This is a genomic window from Pilosibacter sp. NGB245, from assembly GCF_057397225.1.
On the sequence record NZ_CM171584.1, the window covers coordinates 2,816,123 to 2,833,083 of the forward strand.

A 16,961-nucleotide genomic window follows, 5' to 3' on the forward strand; every position below is an offset into this window, starting at 1 on the left:
ATAATGATTTAACAAGGTCAGCGCAAAAGCTTGCGCTGACCAGTAACATTTCAGTATCTTTCCGGCTGCCGTCTCTATGCCAGCGGTTTTCTTCCGTGACACTGCTTATATTTCTTACCGGATCCACACGGACACGGATCGTTCGGGTAGATCTTCTGGGTCTGGCGTCTCTGCGGAGCTTTTGCCGCGGAATCATCACGGTTTGTACCTGTAACCTTGGCTGCCGGCTCTCTCTCGACCTTCTCCTCTACACGGATATGGCAGAGAATACGGAGCGTGTCCTCACGGATCGCCGCAGTCATATCATCGAACATCTCGTATGCGCTCATCTTGTACTCAACGAGCGGGTCACGGTTGCCGTATGCCTGTAAGCCGATTCCCTCACGGAGCTGATCCATATCGTCGATATGGGACATCCACTTGTTGTCGATAACCTTTAAAAGTACCACACGCTCGATCTCACGAACCTGCTCTGCATCCGGGAATTCTGCTTCCTTGGACTCATAGAACTTCGTCGCAAGCTCTTTTAACATGTGCTTGAACTCATCTTTGTTCATCTTCTTGATCTCTTCTGTCAACTCGATCGGCTTTAACGGAATGATCGGAAGAAGAAGATCATTTAATTCCTTGAATCCCCAGTTTTCCGGAGTCTGCTCGTCGCTGATGGACATGTCCACAGCGCCCTCGACAACGTCGTTGAGCATCTTCATGATCACTTCACGCATGTTCTCACCGTCAAGTACCTGGCGGCGCTCAGCGTATACGACTTCACGCTGCTCATTATTGACCTCATCATACTTTAAGAGGTTCTCACGGATACCGTAGTTGTTTGTCTCGATCTTCTGCTGTGCCTTCTCGATCGCGGAAGACAGCATCTTGTGCTCGATCTGCTCGTTCTCCGGAACACCGAGGGCATTGAACATGCTCATCAGCTTGTCGGAACCGAAGAGACGCATCAGGTCATCCTCAAGGGAGATATAGAAGCGGGACTCACCCGGGTCACCCTGACGTCCTGCACGTCCGCGGAGCTGGTTATCGATACGTCTGGACTCGTGGCGCTCTGTACCGATGATCTTTAAGCCGCCGAGTGCTTTGGACTCATCGTCAAGCTTGATATCGGTACCACGGCCTGCCATGTTCGTTGCGATCGTTACCGCACCGTGAACACCTGCGTCCGCTACGATCTCAGCCTCCAGCTCATGATACTTCGCGTTTAATACTTTATGCGGAACTCCGCGCTTCTTTAACATCTGGCTCAGCATCTCAGATGTCTCGATCGTGATCGTACCGACAAGGACCGGCTGTCCTTTCTCGTGTGCCTTTACGATCTCCTCGACAACTGCGTGGAATTTCTCTTTCTTTGTCTTATATACAGCGTCATCAAGATCCTTACGGATTACCGGACGGTTTGTCGGGATCACGATAACGTCCATGCCGTAGATATTACGGAACTCTTTCTCCTCAGTCTGGGCTGTACCGGTCATGCCGCCTTTTTTCGCGTACTTGTTAAAGAAGTTCTGGAATGTGATCGTTGCAAGAGTTCTGGACTCTCTCTTGACGTTTACATGCTCCTTCGCCTCGATGGCCTGGTGGAGACCGTCAGAGTAACGACGGCCCGGCATGATACGTCCTGTGAACTCATCGACGATCAGGACCTCATCATCCTTGACCACATAGTCCTTATCGCGGAACATGAGGTTGTGTGCACGGAGTGCGAGGATAATGTTGTGCTGGATCTCAAGGTTCTCCGCATCTGCAAGGTTGTCGATGTGGAAGAATGCCTCGACCTTCTTCACACCCTGTTCTGTCAGGTTTACGACTTTCTCCTTCTCATTTACGATGAAATCACCGGTCTCAGTGATCTCCTCGCCCATGATGGCGTTGAGTTTATTAAACTCACCGGATTCCTCACCGCGGACCAGCTGCTTTGCAAGGACATCGCAAACCTCATAGAGCTTTGTGGACTTTCCGCTCTGTCCGGAAATAATAAGCGGGGTTCTCGCCTCATCGATCAATACGGAGTCGACCTCATCGATGATGCAGTAGTCCAGGTCACGGAGTACCATCTGATCTTTGTAGATCGCCATATTGTCACGAAGATAATCGAAACCGAGCTCATTGTTCGTCACATAAGTGATATCGCACTGGTAAGCTGCTTTTCTCTCCTCGGAAGTCATGGAGTTTAATACCACTCCGACCTTTAAGCCGAGGAACTCATGAACCTGTCCCATCCACTCAGCATCACGCTTTGCAAGGTAATCATTGACCGTTACGATCTGGACGCCTTTACCGGAGAGGGCATTTAAATATGCCGGACAGGTGGAAACAAGAGTTTTACCTTCACCTGTCTTCATCTCTGCGATACGTCCCTGATGAAGGACGATACCACCGATGAGCTGTACCGGGTAATGCTCCATATTTAAGACTCTCTTTGCTGCCTCTCTGACAGTTGCAAATGCCTCCGGCAGAATATCGTCGAGCGTTTCTCCTGCAGCAAGGCGCTCTTTGAACTTTCTCGTCTGATCCTTTAACTCGTCATCAGACATCGCCTGCATGGTCGGGCGCAGTTTCTCGATCTTATCGATGATCGGGTAAATATACTTTAATTCCCGGTCACTGTGCGTACCAAATATTTTTTCAACAAAATTCATTCTGCTTGTTCTCCTATATAAATAAATATCCACATGCGGCTACCCCCAGGCTTTCAACTGAAAATCCAGCCACATACACTGTTTCAATCTCTATCCGATGCCTTTTCTTCTATGTTGCGGCACTTTTCACATGACCGCATACGACTGCATCGTACAATCCTTAATATTTTAACACCTTCCGGGCTTTTATTCAATGACTTCATTTAATTTTAACAATTCGTACATAAATCTCTTATTTTTAAGGACGGTACTTTATAAATTTACAAATTAATGTCGCCTCCAGCAAACAAGCGCGACTCCCAAGCATGTTGTCGCGGCTGAACACCTCTACGGGCAGCAGACCAACGAGCTCCCGAAACCGTACCAGCACATGCACTCGCCGCGGTTTACTACCACTGTGGCAGCGGACCGGTGAGATTCCGAGCGGGAGCACATTGATCCGGGGAGATGGCTTCTCTTAGTTCGCGGGTGACTGCGTTGGAGAACAAGGAACACTTGTCTGAGCGAAGCGAGTTGTGTTCCTCGTTCTCCGCCCTTAGCAGTCGCACGCAAGCTTAGAGGAACCCTCCCTGGATCACCGGTGCTTCTGCCCGGAATCTCACCGGCCCGCAGATACTCCCCAGCGCCCGCAATCTCTTCTCCCCAAATTCCTGCCAAACCATTTTCCACTTAAAAACTGTGCCCCTTTCCCACACACTTCCAAAAATTCAGATATTTTCCTCCCCTCTCATTTTTCCCATCTTCTCCCCTTCCGGCATCCTCTTCCCGCAGCTTTTCCTCCATGATTCCCCCATTTCCCCCAGACTGTACAACTTGCACAAACCATACATTCGATTCTCCGGTTATCCACTTTATCCACACTAATCCACCAAAATTATGTGGAAAGTTGTCCACCTCGAAAAATGCCGATTTCACGCTATTTCGCAGTTATACACCAAGTTATCCACATTATCCACAGGTTTTTTCCTCCCCACAGGTGGATTTTACACTCTCTTTATATTTGTTTTATTTTTGTGAACATCTCATAAAATTTACATTTCCGACAACTTTTTTTCCCGATCCCATTGACAAACCCGGAAGACTTTATCTAGCTTTTGAGCTTTTATACACCTTTTTTTACCTTTTGAAATTTTCTCATTTTTTGTGTATTTTAGTTGTCTTTTACAGAATTTTGTGTTATACTTAAGCCATCCCAAACAAAGGAGTTGATTTTATGCGTTACACAATCAGCGGAAAAAATATCAACATTACACCAGGCTTAAAAGATGCCGTGGAAAGTAAATTAGGAAAACTGGAGCGCTATTTTTCTCCTGATACAGAAGTACAGGTAACATTAAGCGTAGAGAAAGGACGTCAGAAAATAGAGGTTACGATTCCTGTCAAAGGCAGCATTATCCGTGCTGAACAGGATTCCAGCGATATGTACGTATCCGTTGATCTTGTAGAAGAGATCATCGAGCGCCAGATCAAGAAATATAAAACCAAGATCGTCGATAAGAAACAGAGCGCATTAGCTTTCAGCGAAGCTTTCCTTCAGGAAGAAGCAGAGCAGGAAGAAACCGTTAATATCGTAAAGACAAAACGCTTCGCGATGAAACCGATGGATGCTGAAGAGGCATGCGTACAGATGGAACTTTTAGGACACAATTTCTTTATGTTCCTCAACGCAGATACAAACGAAGTAAACGTTGTTTACAAGAGAAAAGGCAACTCCTACGGACTGATCGAGCCGGAGTTCTAAGTGTTCTGAAATTTCATAAGAATGAATCACCGGATAGCGGCACCGATACGGATCATCGTACAGTGACCGGTTCTCCGGATCAGTAGAAAAACAGGCGGTACCTGATCTGAAATCGGTTATCGCCTGTTCTTTGTCTTCTTTTATCTCTTCTTTTTTGCACACGCCGCGCACGCCTCACATGCGCTCTTCGCGACTGCCATCCCGCCGAGGGATGTCTCGCGAAGCTCCGACGGGATCGAACGTCCGACCGCATACATGACTCCGATCGTCTCATCGATCGGGGTGATGCTCCGGATCCCGGCCATGGAGAGTTCTGCTGAGATCAGCGCATTCGAAGCGCCCATCGCATTCCGGTTCTGGCATGGATTTTCAACCAGTCCTCCGATCGGATCACAGACGAGTCCTAAAATATTCACGATCGCAAAGGATGCCGCATCGAGACACTGTACCGGAGTTCCTCCGAGAAGCTCCACGGCCGCGGACGCCGCCATCGCACTCGCCGCTCCGACCTCCGCCTGACAGCCGCCCTCCGCTCCTGCCGTTGTTGCATTTCTCGTGATCAGGTAGCCGACTGCCGCCGCATTGAACAGCACCTTGCAGATCTCCTCATCCGTAAATCCGAAATTTTCCTGCAGCGAACAGAAAACTCCCGGGATCACTCCCGAAGATCCTGCGGTCGGTGCAGCCACGATAAGTCCCATGGATGCGTTGACCTCAAGAACTCCCACTGCGTAAGCGATCGCCTTTGAGACCACATCCCCGCAGATATTCTTTCCGTTCTCCCGGAGTGTGTGCAGCTTCCGGCTCTCCCCGCCGATCATGCCGCCCATGCTGACGATGTTCTCCTTCAACGGCTTTTTCGCCGACGCCTGCATGATCGACCATGCCTTTTTCATCTTTTCCTTCGTCTTTTCCGGATCCTGCTCCAGGAAGGTCGTCTCCCGCTCAAACATCGCCTCGGAGATCGTTTTCTTTTCTTTCTCACAGTACTCTAAAAGTTCTGCTCCATTTGTAAAATTCATCGTTTTCCCTCCCGTCAGTCCAGATTGATCGCCGGAACCAAAAGTACATTTTTGACCGCCTCAAAGCCGCGCAGAGCGTTTACCACCTGGTTTGAGACCGTCGTGTCCACTTCAATGATCGCATAGGCCATCTTGCCCTTGCTCTCCCTGTAGAGGCGCAGGGAACCGATATTTAAGTCGTATGCACTTAAAACTGCCGTCACGAATGCAAGCGTTCCCTTCTTATCGATATGCTGGACTACGATCGTACTGTAATTTCCAGTGAGATCCACATCAACGCCATTTAACCGCGTAATGACCGCATTTCCGCCGCCGATGGACTTTCCGCGCAGGGACATCTCATTCCCGTTCTCATCCTTCACATAGATGTCCACCGTGTTCGGATAGATCTCCTTGTCCGTAAAATTCTCCTCAAAACTGAACTGGAGTCCCGCCTCCTTCGCGTACTCAAACGAATCGCGGATCCTCTCATCATCCGGATGGTACCCTAAGATACCGCCGACCAGCGCCCGGTCCGTGCCGTGTCCATGGTACGTGCGCGCAAAAGAGCCATAGAGAACAAAGCGCACCGACACCGGTTTCTCCACCATTTTTCCGGCGATAAAGGCGATCCTCAGCGCTCCCGCCGTGTGAGAGCTTGACGGTCCGATCATATTCGGTCCGAGAATATCGAACGTTCCGATCTCATTCATACCTGTTTCCTCATTTCCTGTATTTTTCGCAAAACGGCCATGATGCTGCATGGAAAATACGCAGCGCTGGATTATAAAACGCAGCTGCCGTTTTGCTTTCCTTTTTCTACATACTGCACTATCCACTATTATACACAAAAAGGAGCTGTTTTTCCACAGCTCCTTATCGTTTCTTTTTTATAGTTCCTGCTGTAATTCTTCGCTTGTTCTTCTCTCTATTCCCGACAACTCCCAGCGGCAAGTCTCCGGGCAGGAGTGCCTTAATTCAGGAACGTAACCGCCTTCGCCGGCGTTCTGTAATACGCGTTGGAAATAATAATACCGGTCTTTGACGTGCTGGCGTGAATGATCTTTCCATCGCCGATATAGAGCGCAACGTGGTTGATCGTCTTTCCGCTCGCATAGAACAGAAGGTCACCCGGCTGGATCTCAGACAGGGAGATCTGCTTTCCGTTCGATGCCTGATCTCTCGAAGTACGTCCGGTGGAAACTCCAAAATGCTCAAAGATCCGCATCGTAAATCCGGAACAGTCCGCTCCGTTTGTCAGGCTTGTCCCACCGTATACATACGGATTTCCGAGGAACTGTTTCGCATAAGCCACGATCGCTGTGCGGACTGCAGAATCATATACCGCACTTCCCGGTCCGTTCTGGGTATCCTGGTAACTTCCGGAGGTTCCCGTACTGCTGCCTGTGGAAGTATTACTGCCGTCACCGCCCGGACCTGCCGTATTGCCGGTATTCTGGCTTGTGCTGCCCTGGCTGCTCTGGTTCGTCTGCTCCTTCGTCGTTCCGTTGTCCGCATTCGGATTCTGCGCGATCATACCGATCGAGGTTGACGGAGTGTCCTTATTTTCCGTGCTCTGTCCGGATTCCTTTTTCAGCTCCTCAACCTTTGCGATCGCATCGTCCGCCTCTTTCTTGATCCGGGCAGCCTCCTCAGCTTTCTGCTTTTCTTCCTCAACGCTGACCGCCTGCTTGAACTCTACCCTCTGTGTGACATAATCCTTATGAACATATCCGCTCAGGGATTCATCGACCTGGATCTCGATAAAATCGCCGTCTTCCTTCACTTCCAGATATTCTGAATCTTTGGAAAGTGTTGTGAGGACCGCGCTGTTCATATTCGGCTGTTCGCGGAGATTTAAACCGTCCGCGCTGACTGTGACATATACAGTTCCCACATTCTTTGCGATCTTCTCAGCCTCAGCACCGGTAATAAAATATTCTGATTTTATGTAACCTTTAACGGAACCGGACTGGATCTGATACCAGGTTCCTCCCTCTCCGTCCACCGTTGCAAGGATCGTCGCCGCACAGTTATTGTAGATCTTTCCGACAATACTGCTGGAGGTGTTCGCCTCAGAACGGATATTTACATAGTTGCTCACGTGGGAGATCGCCACATTATCGTAAGCCGACTGTTTATTTCCAACGGTCGTGATCCCCTCTCTGGCGCTCACCTGCACCGAAAGCGTCTCAGCCGCATAAGCAGCCTGCGGCATCATGAGCGCCATGCTCAGCCCGCAGAACGCGATGATTCTTCCTGCTCTGTTCATTCTTTTTCTTTTCTCCTGTCAATTACCGGCAATCCCGTCTTAATTCTGCATCCTGTCAAAAGCTGTCGATATACTTAATTCTGCCCGTTCAGATAAGCTTCCACCGATGCGACGCAGTTCGCGCCGTCCGCCACCGCCGTCACGATCTGGCGGAGCGCCTTTGTACGGACATCCCCGGCCGCGAAAATTCCCGGAACATTTGTCCTTCCGTCCTCGCCGGCTGCGATATATCCCGCCGGATCCATCTCCACGGATCCTCTGAATATCTCACTGTTCGGGGTGATCCCGACCGCGACGAACACGCCGTCCACAGCCAGGTCATTCTTCTCCCCGGTCTTCTTATTTAAAATTCTGAGTGTTTCCACCTTATCTGTTCCGACAATTTCTTCCGGGACTGTATCCCACAGGATCTCCACATTCGGAAGCTCCATCAGACGCTTCTGTAAACTCTTCGCTCCCCGGAACTCGTCTCTTCTGTGGATCACATAGACTTTCTCGCAGAGTCTCGCGAGGAAGATCGCATCCTCAAGGGCAACATCCCCGCCGCCGATCACCGCAGTCGTCTTTTTCCGGAAAAACGCACCGTCACAGGTCGCGCAGTAGGAAACACCTTTTCCCGTAAACTCCGCCTCTCCCAGGATCTCAAGCTTTCTGTGGTGCGCCCCGGAAGCGATGATGACCGCTCTCGCAAGTCTCGTCTCCTTTTTGCAGACAACCTGATAGATCACAGGCGGGCGCTCCGCCCCGGCTTCTGCTGCCGTCAGGAGTTCCTGCTCCTCTTCCTTCCCGGATGCGTCTGCGGACTCCGCACTTTCGATCTTCTGTACGGTATCTTTTGCGAATTCCACTCCAAGCTTATCGGCATGTTCCCGGAATTTCATTCCGAGATCAAAGCCGCCGATCCCCGGAAGTCCGGCATAATTGTCTACCTCATATGTTGTAAGCACCTGTCCGCCGCTCATCATCTCTTTTTCGATCACGAGTGTCTCAAGCTCCGCGCGTTTTGCGTAGATCGCAGCCCCGAGTCCCGCCGGACCGGAACCGATAATGATCAGATCATAAATCTGTTCCATGATGCCTCCAATCTCAGAATCGATATATGTGATACATTTTCCGCACATCCTGTTCTTCATGTCCGCACCAGGCGGTCACAAAACACAAAAATACGCCTTGTATAGTATAGCACCATATATATCTATTATACAATCAGTTTCACTGAAATTTAAGTGGCATTCCTGTGGCAAAATACAGAAAAACGCAGCCATACGAGGGAGTACGACTGCGTTTTTCTACATCCTGATCAATTCACTTGGGGTATTAAAGGATATTGAAGGTATCTTTGCTGCATCCTGCAGCATATTTATCTGTAACGGTCCGTCCCTGGTTGAAGTACAGAGGGATGGGACGAAACCATTGCATTCAGGGAATTTTCCAGCTGTTTATTTTTCTCTTTCCGCCGCAAGCTGCTTCTTTAAGAAGGACAGCTGGCCGCCGCTCAGCACAACTGCGATCTCATTATCCGTAAGGTCAAGGCGTGCGCGGAAGGTGAAGTCTTTCGTCTTATCTTTGATGAGAATGGATCTTGTCAGGATCTGATCGAGCAGATCCGTAAACTCCAGCTCATCATTCTGGTCAAGACGGTCGTAGTCGGCCGGATTTTCGAATAACATCGGGATCACGCCGTGGTTTACAAGGTTTCCCTTGTGGATTCTCGCGATGCTCTTTGCGATTACCGCTTTGACGCCGAGGTACATCGGGTTGATGGCCGCATGTTCACGGGAAGATCCCTGGCCATAGTTTTCGCCGCCGATAATGATGCTCTTTCCCATCGCCTTTGCACGTGCCGCAAACTCCGGATCATAACGGTGGTAGCAGTACTGGGACATCAGCGGAATATTGGAGCGCATGCTGGAGAATTCCGCGCTGGCCGGGGTGATATCATCCGTCGAGATGTTGTCACGCCCCTTTAAGCTGATCGGTGCACAGAGATACTGGGTCGGAGCTTCCGGCACCGGAAGGAACTTGATGTTCGGTCCGCGGACGATCTCAACCTTTTTCGCTTCCTCCTCGGAGAGCGGAGGAATGATCATGGAATCGTCAACAATGTACTGATCCGGCTCTTTGATCTCGCCGAGGATCTTCACGTTCTCGCCCATGATGTCCTCTGCGGTCGCAAATGTTCCCATGATCGCAGTCGCAGCGGCACTTTCCGGGCTTACCAGGTAGATCTTCGCAGTCGGATTTCCGGCGCGTCCCTTGAAGTTACGGTTGGAAGTGCGGACAGCGACTCCGTCTGTTGCCGGTGTCTGGCCGATCGCGCAGCACGGGCCGCATGCGATCTCAAGGATCCGGACTCCTGCTGCGAGCAGCATATCGATATAACCGTCACGCAGCAGCTCACGGTAAGTCTGTTTCGAAGCGATCGCACATGTGCAGCTCACGTCATCGTTGACATGATGTCCTTTGAACACGAGAGCAGCTTTTGCGATATCTGCATAGCTCGCATTCGTACAGCTTCCGATAAATACCTGCTGAACGCGCTTTTTCTCTGCATCCTTTAGCGGTATGACGTTGTCCGGCTGGTGTGGACATGAGATCAGCGGTTCCAACTCGCTTAAGTTGATGTCGATGCATTCATCATATTCCGCATCCTCGTCCGGCAGCATTTCCACATACTGGTCGCCGCGTCCCTGCGCAGTCATGAACTTTTTCACCTGCGCATCCGCCGGGAAAATCGAGGTTGTCGCACCCATCTCAGCACCCATATTGGCGATCGTGGCTCTCGCCGGGACCTCCAGAGCTGCTGCGCCTGGTCCTACATACTCATATACATTTCCAAGTCCGCCTTTGATCGTGACGAGCTGGAGCATTTTTAAGATGACTTCCTTCGGGTTACAGCCGGGTTTCAGGGAACCGGTAAGATTTACCTTCACGACACGCGGCATGGTGAGGCGCATCGGAACACCGGTCATTGCAGTCGCAACATCCATTCCGCCGACTCCGATACAGAGCATGCCGATCGCGCCGCCGTGCGGAGTGTGGCTGTCACCGCCCATGCTGACCTTTCCCGGAATTCCGAATCTTGCAACATGGACCGCATGGCAGATCCCGTTTCCCGGCCTGGAGACATGGACACCAAATCGCTTTGCCGCAGACTGTAAGTAGATATGGTCATCCGGCGTCTTATTGTCCACATAGAGCAGGTTGTGGTCCAGGTAGCTGACACTGCACTCCGTGCGGATCCGGTCAAGGCCGATCGCTTCAAATGCCAGGTATGTCATAACGGCATTGATGTCGTGGGTTAAGGTCTGGTCCACTTTAATAAAAACTTCCTCGCCCGGAGTCATGCTGCCGGAAACATAGTGGGACTCGATAATTTTTCTGGTCAATGATTTTCCCATGGTAAAACCTCCATCACAATCTTCATAACTGCTGTTTTCACTTTTTTATTTTCTTCTTCATCTGCACGATCTGCCGACTCTGACTTTCTGAAATTTTGCGGCGCCGATCACGCTCAAATTACTTTCGATCTGGTCTCATCATATCATCGGCAGCCGGGAAAATAAAATTGAAAGGTGGAATGAAATGATTCAAAAGTGGAATGGGGTACTTGCAAAAGCAAAATTTTTCTCTAAAAAACGGGACAAGCTGCCGATTCTGTCGTAAAATAATACTACGAATCCATAAAACGATTCCGTAGGTCTGCGTATTTCTCGCCCCGGAATCGTTACCATGACTTAAGGGATGTGATTTTTCCATGAAAGACTCCGACTGGAGAATTCTTTATGAACTGCATAAAACATCAAATCTGACGAAAACGGCAAATCTGCTTTTTATGACGCAGCCGACCCTGACAAAGCGTTTAAAACAGATGGAAACCGAATGGGGATGTACCATTGTGGACCGGACGCCAAAAGGCCTGACATTTACCGCTGAAGGAAATTTTCTTGCGACACAGGCGGAAAAATATCTGGATCTGTTCCGCGACACAAAGGATGAATTAAAAAAACTGCAGGAGGCCGCACTGACGGAGATCGTGATCGGCGCTTCCTATACTTACAGCAAATACTCGCTCGCGGATGTGCTTGTTCCGTACCAGGTAACACATCCGAATGTAAAATTCCGGATCGTCAATGATTCCAGTGATGCACTTTACCGCCAGGTTCTCGATGGTTCTGTGGACGTAGGATTTCTGCGCGGGGACTACGAGGGACCGGTAAACCGGACTCTCTTAGGTGAGACACGGGGTTTTCTTGTCTCAAAAACGCCTGTGGAACTGTCCGCGCTTCCCGGAATGCACCGGCTGGACTATAAGACAAATGAAAAAACGACCGGGATCCTGAACAGATGGTGGGAAATGTGCTTTGAGAGCGCTTACCCGTCCGGAATGATGGTCGGGCACATTGACGGAGCATGGAAGCTGATCGATGAGGGGATGGGCTATGCCCTGAGCTTTCTGCCGGAAAACTTTGAGAACCGGTATCAACTGACGCTCACGCCGCTTACATGGCCAGACGGGACTCCTGTGACCAGAAGAACCTGGTTTGTGTATCCAAAGGAGAAACGGCTGCCTGAGAAACTTGCCGATTTTATAAAATATACGGAATCACTTTCTGCGAAAGTTTCCGAATGACCGTCCGATCTGGCTCCGTAAGCGTCTAATCACCGCAAGATGAAAAACGCCTGACATGCGCGTGTCCAGAAAATAATGTACCTGCACTGACAGCCAAATTGCCCCTTGCTGCTTCATTTTCGTCTTTTATTGGAAGAAGGAATTTCTATGAAAAACATTGACTGGAAAATTTTGAAAGTATTATATGAAAAACGAAGCATCACAAAAGCCGCCGAATCCCTCTTTATGACCCAGTCCGCCCTGACAAAGCGGCTGCAGTCGATCGAGAGCGAGTGGGGCCGCCAGCTCGTGGAACGGACAAGCCGCGGCGTAACTTTCACAGAAGACGGAAAATATCTGGTACAGAAGGCAAACATCATGCTGGATTTTCTCCAGGAGATCGAGGACCACTTTGCAGACCGCTATACAAAGATGGAATCCTTAAAAATCGGCGTCCCGAACTCGTTTGCAAAGCGCCATCTTCCGAAACTCCTCGCCGCATACCAGAAAAGCGGAGCCAATCTCTATATCAAGACAATTTCCAACTCCAGCGACGTGATCTTAAAGGATCTGATCGACGATACGATCGATATCGGTCTCGTCTGCGGCGATTTCCCGTATCTCGGTGACCAGGTATGCCTGTTTCAGGAAGAGCTCTACATCGTTGCCCCGAAAACAGCAACCATGGATTCCATCGAACATATGCCACTCATCGAGACCTTCTATAATCCGATGGTCCGCATGATCATCAATCAATGGTGGAAAAGTCAGTTCGGAAGCAGTCCCCATGAGAAACAGCAGGTTCCCTACTTTGACATCGCCATCGAAATGGCAGAAAACGGGCTCGGGATCTGTTTCGTGTTCGGAGATGACTGGAAGATCGACGAGGAAAAACTACAGCTGATCCCTGCTTATGACCGGGACAGAAATCCTGTTTCCAGAAAAGTCTCCATGCTGATCTCGGACCGCTGCTATAAAAGCGAGGGAATCTCTGATTTTATCCGGTTTGTGGAAAACTATTACGGAGTAAACTGAAATTGGATCCGGCTGTCTGAAACCTGTTTGTAATCCGGCGTGATATTCCATAATGGAATACCGCGCCTATTCTTTTCCTGAATTTCCATTTGACATGTTAATAATTTATCATAAAGATATCACAAGACAGGATCCCTCCGATCTTTCCCTGAAGCCATCACTCCGGCTGCAGAAAATCCGGCATCGGATCTGGGAATCCCGTAACGTGATCAAGTGGGTATCTTTTATATGATCTATATTCATCTCAGGAGGAAAAGGAAATGAGCTACGCTTATGTGGGCTGCAGAACAACAAAAGAACGAAATGCACGCGGAAAAGGCTTAAAAGTTTTCGAGATCAACGACAAGACCGGAGACTGGAACCTGATCCAGTGTTTAAAAACGGAGGAGGAAAATCCATCCTACCAGACACTCGACAATGAGGGAAATTTTCTCTATTCCATACACGGAGACAAGACAAAAGTCTCCAGCTATAAAATTCTTGAAGACGGAACTTTATCTCCGTTAAATATGATCGATATCGGCGGAAAAAATCCGGTGTTCATCACTGCTGACAGAACAAACCGCTTTTTAGTCGTTGCTGCTCTTCAGGGCGGCGCTGTCTATGTCATTAAGAGAAATGAAGACGGAAGCCTCGGCGAGATCGTCTCTGAGACTCATCTTCCTGGCAAAAAAGAGGGAACTGTCTCCTTCGCACACCAGTGTATCTGGGATCAGACAAAGACCTACCTTTTTGTTGTGACCCAGGGAAGGATCCAGGGCTACGGTCAGGTTCTCGTATACCGCTTTGACGCAGAAAACGGGACTCTCACCGAGACCGACTGCTTCCGCTCCAGAGAGTACGATGAGCCGCGCCACATCGCGATCCATCCGAACAACCGCTACGCATACCTGATCAATGAAAAAGGCAATAAAATGACATACTTCGGCTTTGATGCTGAGAATGGAAAGCTTCATGCACGTCAGAATCTGCCGACACTTCCGGAAACCTACACAGGCGAAGGACAGGCCAGCGCCTCTCTCCTTGATAAAAACGGTGAGATCCTCATCGGTTCCAACCGCATCCACGAATCCATCGTTCTCTACCGCATCGATCAGGAGACCGGTTATATGAAGGAGCTCGGCTACTACCCGGCAATGGGTCTCACCCCACGTTTCATTACCTTCAATCCGGATTACAGCCGTTTCTATATGGCAAATGAGGACAGCGATACCATTATCGAGATGAAACTTGACTCTGAACAGGGCCGCATGGAATACACCGGCCGCGTGATCGCAGCCGAAAGTCCGGTCTGCATCACATTCCGATAGGGAGGTGCACATATGAATCTTGGTCTTATTTCACTGATTGCTCTTTTAGCAGCCATCGTTATCGGCTTTGTCCGCAAGGCAAATGTCGGAATTTTATGTATCGGCTTCTCCATGATCCTCGGCCTCGTCTACGGGATCAAGGCTGGAGACATCATCAAAGGCTTCAGTTCCTCCCTCTGTATGCAGATGATCGGCATCACATATCTGTTTGCCATCATCAACGAAAACGGAACTCTGGAGCTTCTCGCAAAAAAAATGGTAGCGCTTGTCGGACCGCACAAGGCGCTGATCCCGTTCGTCATGTACCTGCTCGGATTCCTGATCTGTGCGGTGGGACCGGGAGCTATCCCGTCTCTCGCGATCGTTCCGGTCATCGCGATCCCGGTTGCGATATCCGCAGGTGTGAACCCGATCATGACGGCAATCATCGGCGATCTCGGCGTTATGTCCGGACGTATGAGCCCGCTGACTCCGGAGAGTGCCGTTGTCCGTGAGCTTATGGAAGCACAGGGACTTACCGGAAATACTGTTCCGATCATGATGTGCCTCACTGTGACAGCTCTTGTCGTGGCTGTTCTCGTGTACATCTACTACAAAGGATGGAAGGTCGCTCCGCATACAGATCATGAGGACGTTCTTCCGAAATTCAGCAAAAATCAGTGGCTCTCCCTCGCGGGGCTTGCCGCTCTCGCCATCGGTGCCCTGTTCTTTTCATGGAATGTCGGTCTCACAGGATTTACCGTCGGTTCCGTTCTGATCGTACTTGGATGCGGCGATGAAAAGACTGCGTTCAAGATGATCCCGTGGAACGTGATCATCATGGTTCTCGGTGTCGGCATCTTAATGAATGTCATCTCCCTCTCCGGTGGTATCGACATCATGGTCGACGGTCTGGAATCCGTTATGGGACCGAAGACAGCCGCAACGATCATGGCGATCGCAGCAGGTCTCATGTCCTTCTTCAGTTCCGGTCTCGGTGTCGTATTTCCGACCCTGATTCCGACAGCCAGCGGACTCGCTGCAAGTATCGGCGGCGTGACCGCATTAGAGCTTGTCTCCGTGATCGTTATCGGAGGAACTGTTTCCGGCTTTACACCGATCTCCACTACCGGTGCCCTCATCATGGCAGGTGTTGCACAGCAGGAGGACGCAGATGAAAAATTCCCGCAGAACAGACTGTTTGTCGAGCTGTTCGCTGTATCCTTCATCGCGCTTGCGGTGTTGGCAGTATTCGCTTTTATTGGAATTTATAAGATTATTGCATGAATATGCTAATTTGCTAAATAATTTCGATTATTCCATTTTTTTGTTCATTCAGGGACTGAAGGTCCCAAATACATCCTTTGGAATGCCTGGTGAATCTTCATCGGGCATTTTTCTTAAAAAGTAATAAATTTAAGGAATGAATCTTCATGACATTTTGGCATGATGAATTGCGCCAAATTCATAAAATCCCTGCTGTTTTTCTGATATACTAAAATCAAATTATGACCGCCTGGGAAGAATTCAAATGGTTCTTCCAGAAATGATCTATCATTATTTAGAAAGGAGAATCACAGCTGTATGAATGCAGAAACGCTGTGATACAAATGACCATGTTCAATAAAGAAGAACGAACCTACTGGATCGAAAACTACAAAAAATTTCCGACTGCAAACATCTCCGATGCCATGGACAATCTCGGACTCCGCTCCGGAGTTGTACTCGGACTTCACGCTCTGGATGTCTACCAGCCGCGTACTGCAGGCTTTGCGAAAACGATCCGCCAGATGCGCAGAAAGACTGCATTCGACGGAAAAGCACTGACAAAACAGGCATCCATCATCGACACCCAGACCGAATACGGCGATCTTCTCGTCATCGAAGCGACCGGTCTCACCGATATCGCCACAGGCGGCGCCATGTTAGCCACAAGAGCCCAGATGCGCGGCGTGATGGGGGAACTCACAAACGGAAGTCTCCGCGACATCGACGAGATCGCAGACCTGAAATTCCCGGTCTATCTGGGCAGCACAAGCCCGGTAAAAAGCGCCCGTTTCATGGAGACGGTTGACACCGATGTCCCGGTATTCATCGGCGGCGTCCAGATCTGCCCGGAAGACCTCATCCTTATGGACCGCACCGGCGTTGCCGTCGTTCCAAGTGCACATTTAAAGGAAGTTCTCGAAGAAGCCAAAAAGATCAAAGCAAAGGAAGACCGGATCGAAGACCTCGTCCGCGGCGGAATGAGCCTGAATGAGGCGAGACAGCAGAAATAAACTTACACAAAATCCCTCCGAAATATTTCGGGGGGATTTTCATCGTTACCATTGTATGATTTAACCTGATATGTTATACTT

General features: G+C 49.7%; 12 protein-coding genes. 6 read left to right on the forward strand and 6 right to left on the reverse strand.

Annotated features, from left to right (window positions below):
• Nucleotides 1-74: 74 nt before the first annotated feature.
• Nucleotides 75-2,651 carry a preprotein translocase subunit SecA gene (gene secA / locus ACXMYH_RS12535; RefSeq protein ID WP_118533619.1) on the reverse strand — a complete coding sequence of 859 codons (2,577 nt, stop codon included), beginning with the start codon at nucleotides 2,649-2,651 and terminating at the stop codon, nucleotides 75-77.
• Nucleotides 2,652-3,864: 1,213 nt separating this feature from the next.
• Between secA and hpf the strand changes: the two genes are divergently transcribed.
• Nucleotides 3,865-4,392 (forward strand): ribosome hibernation-promoting factor, HPF/YfiA family, encoded by a 528-nt coding sequence (hpf, locus tag ACXMYH_RS12540; RefSeq protein ID WP_118533617.1) that lies wholly within the window; start codon nucleotides 3,865-3,867, stop codon nucleotides 4,390-4,392.
• A gap of 140 nt (nucleotides 4,393-4,532) precedes the next feature.
• Here the strand turns inward: hpf and sdaAA are convergent, their stop codons facing one another.
• From sdaAA to ACXMYH_RS12565, 5 genes are all read right to left on the reverse strand, one after another.
• Complete coding sequence (gene sdaAA / locus ACXMYH_RS12545) at nucleotides 4,533-5,414, reverse strand: L-serine ammonia-lyase, iron-sulfur-dependent, subunit alpha (RefSeq protein WP_486555007.1); 882 nt, start codon at nucleotides 5,412-5,414, stop codon at nucleotides 4,533-4,535.
• A 14-nt stretch (nucleotides 5,415-5,428) separates the two neighbouring features.
• The gene (gene sdaAB / locus ACXMYH_RS12550) at nucleotides 5,429-6,106 is read right to left on the reverse strand and encodes an L-serine ammonia-lyase, iron-sulfur-dependent subunit beta (protein WP_021905496.1); all 678 of its coding nucleotides are present in this window, start codon (nucleotides 6,104-6,106) and stop codon (nucleotides 5,429-5,431) included.
• A 260-nt stretch (nucleotides 6,107-6,366) separates the two neighbouring features.
• A complete protein-coding gene (locus ACXMYH_RS12555) occupies nucleotides 6,367-7,665 on the reverse strand; it encodes a C40 family peptidase (protein ID WP_486555008.1) in 1,299 nt (432 codons plus the stop codon).
• A 74-nt stretch (nucleotides 7,666-7,739) separates the two neighbouring features.
• On the reverse strand, nucleotides 7,740-8,738 hold the full coding sequence (gene trxB, locus ACXMYH_RS12560; protein ID WP_215703098.1) for a thioredoxin-disulfide reductase: 999 nt from the start codon (nucleotides 8,736-8,738) through the stop codon (nucleotides 7,740-7,742).
• Nucleotides 8,739-9,104: 366 nt separating this feature from the next.
• Nucleotides 9,105-11,066, reverse strand: coding sequence for an aconitate hydratase (locus tag ACXMYH_RS12565; protein ID WP_486555009.1), 1,962 nt, complete (start codon nucleotides 11,064-11,066; stop codon nucleotides 9,105-9,107).
• Nucleotides 11,067-11,422: 356 nt separating this feature from the next.
• On the opposite strand from ACXMYH_RS12565, the gene ACXMYH_RS12570 reads away from it, so the two are divergent.
• The 5 genes from ACXMYH_RS12570 to ACXMYH_RS12590 all read left to right on the forward strand — a co-directional run bounded on the left by ACXMYH_RS12570 (nucleotide 11,423) and on the right by ACXMYH_RS12590 (nucleotide 16,880).
• A complete protein-coding gene (locus tag ACXMYH_RS12570) occupies nucleotides 11,423-12,298 on the forward strand; it encodes a LysR family transcriptional regulator (RefSeq protein WP_486555010.1) in 876 nt (291 codons plus the stop codon).
• Between the two features lie 147 nt (nucleotides 12,299-12,445).
• Nucleotides 12,446-13,312, forward strand: a complete 867-nt coding sequence (locus ACXMYH_RS12575) for a LysR family transcriptional regulator (protein WP_486555011.1) — start codon at nucleotides 12,446-12,448, stop codon at nucleotides 13,310-13,312.
• 260 nt (nucleotides 13,313-13,572) lie between these two features.
• Nucleotides 13,573-14,622 (forward strand): lactonase family protein, encoded by a 1,050-nt coding sequence (locus tag ACXMYH_RS12580; RefSeq protein WP_486555012.1) that lies wholly within the window; start codon nucleotides 13,573-13,575, stop codon nucleotides 14,620-14,622.
• Between the two features lie 12 nt (nucleotides 14,623-14,634).
• Complete coding sequence (locus ACXMYH_RS12585; RefSeq protein WP_486555013.1) at nucleotides 14,635-15,888, forward strand: SLC13 family permease; 1,254 nt, start codon at nucleotides 14,635-14,637, stop codon at nucleotides 15,886-15,888.
• A gap of 323 nt (nucleotides 15,889-16,211) precedes the next feature.
• On the forward strand, nucleotides 16,212-16,880 hold the full coding sequence (locus tag ACXMYH_RS12590) for an RraA family protein (RefSeq protein ID WP_118532579.1): 669 nt from the start codon (nucleotides 16,212-16,214) through the stop codon (nucleotides 16,878-16,880).
• Nucleotides 16,881-16,961: the final 81 nt, after the last annotated feature.

Bases quoted from the DNA above. Each gene is read 5' to 3' on its own strand.
- secA (WP_118533619.1), bottom strand. From the start codon at position 2,651: ATGAATTTTGTTGAAAAAATATTTGGTACGCACAGTGACCGGGAATTA.
- hpf (WP_118533617.1), top strand. From the start codon at position 3,865: ATGCGTTACACAATCAGCGGAAAAAATATCAACATTACACCAGGCTTA.
- sdaAA (WP_486555007.1), bottom strand. From the start codon at position 5,414: ATGAATTTTACAAATGGAGCAGAACTTTTAGAGTACTGTGAGAAAGAA.
- sdaAB (WP_021905496.1), bottom strand. From the start codon at position 6,106: ATGAATGAGATCGGAACGTTCGATATTCTCGGACCGAATATGATCGGA.
- ACXMYH_RS12555 (WP_486555008.1), bottom strand. From the start codon at position 7,665: ATGAACAGAGCAGGAAGAATCATCGCGTTCTGCGGGCTGAGCATGGCG.
- trxB (WP_215703098.1), bottom strand. From the start codon at position 8,738: ATGGAACAGATTTATGATCTGATCATTATCGGTTCCGGTCCGGCGGGA.
- ACXMYH_RS12565 (WP_486555009.1), bottom strand. From the start codon at position 11,066: ATGGGAAAATCATTGACCAGAAAAATTATCGAGTCCCACTATGTTTCC.
- ACXMYH_RS12570 (WP_486555010.1), top strand. From the start codon at position 11,423: ATGAAAGACTCCGACTGGAGAATTCTTTATGAACTGCATAAAACATCA.
- ACXMYH_RS12575 (WP_486555011.1), top strand. From the start codon at position 12,446: ATGAAAAACATTGACTGGAAAATTTTGAAAGTATTATATGAAAAACGA.
- ACXMYH_RS12580 (WP_486555012.1), top strand. From the start codon at position 13,573: ATGAGCTACGCTTATGTGGGCTGCAGAACAACAAAAGAACGAAATGCA.
- ACXMYH_RS12585 (WP_486555013.1), top strand. From the start codon at position 14,635: ATGAATCTTGGTCTTATTTCACTGATTGCTCTTTTAGCAGCCATCGTT.
- ACXMYH_RS12590 (WP_118532579.1), top strand. From the start codon at position 16,212: ATGACCATGTTCAATAAAGAAGAACGAACCTACTGGATCGAAAACTAC.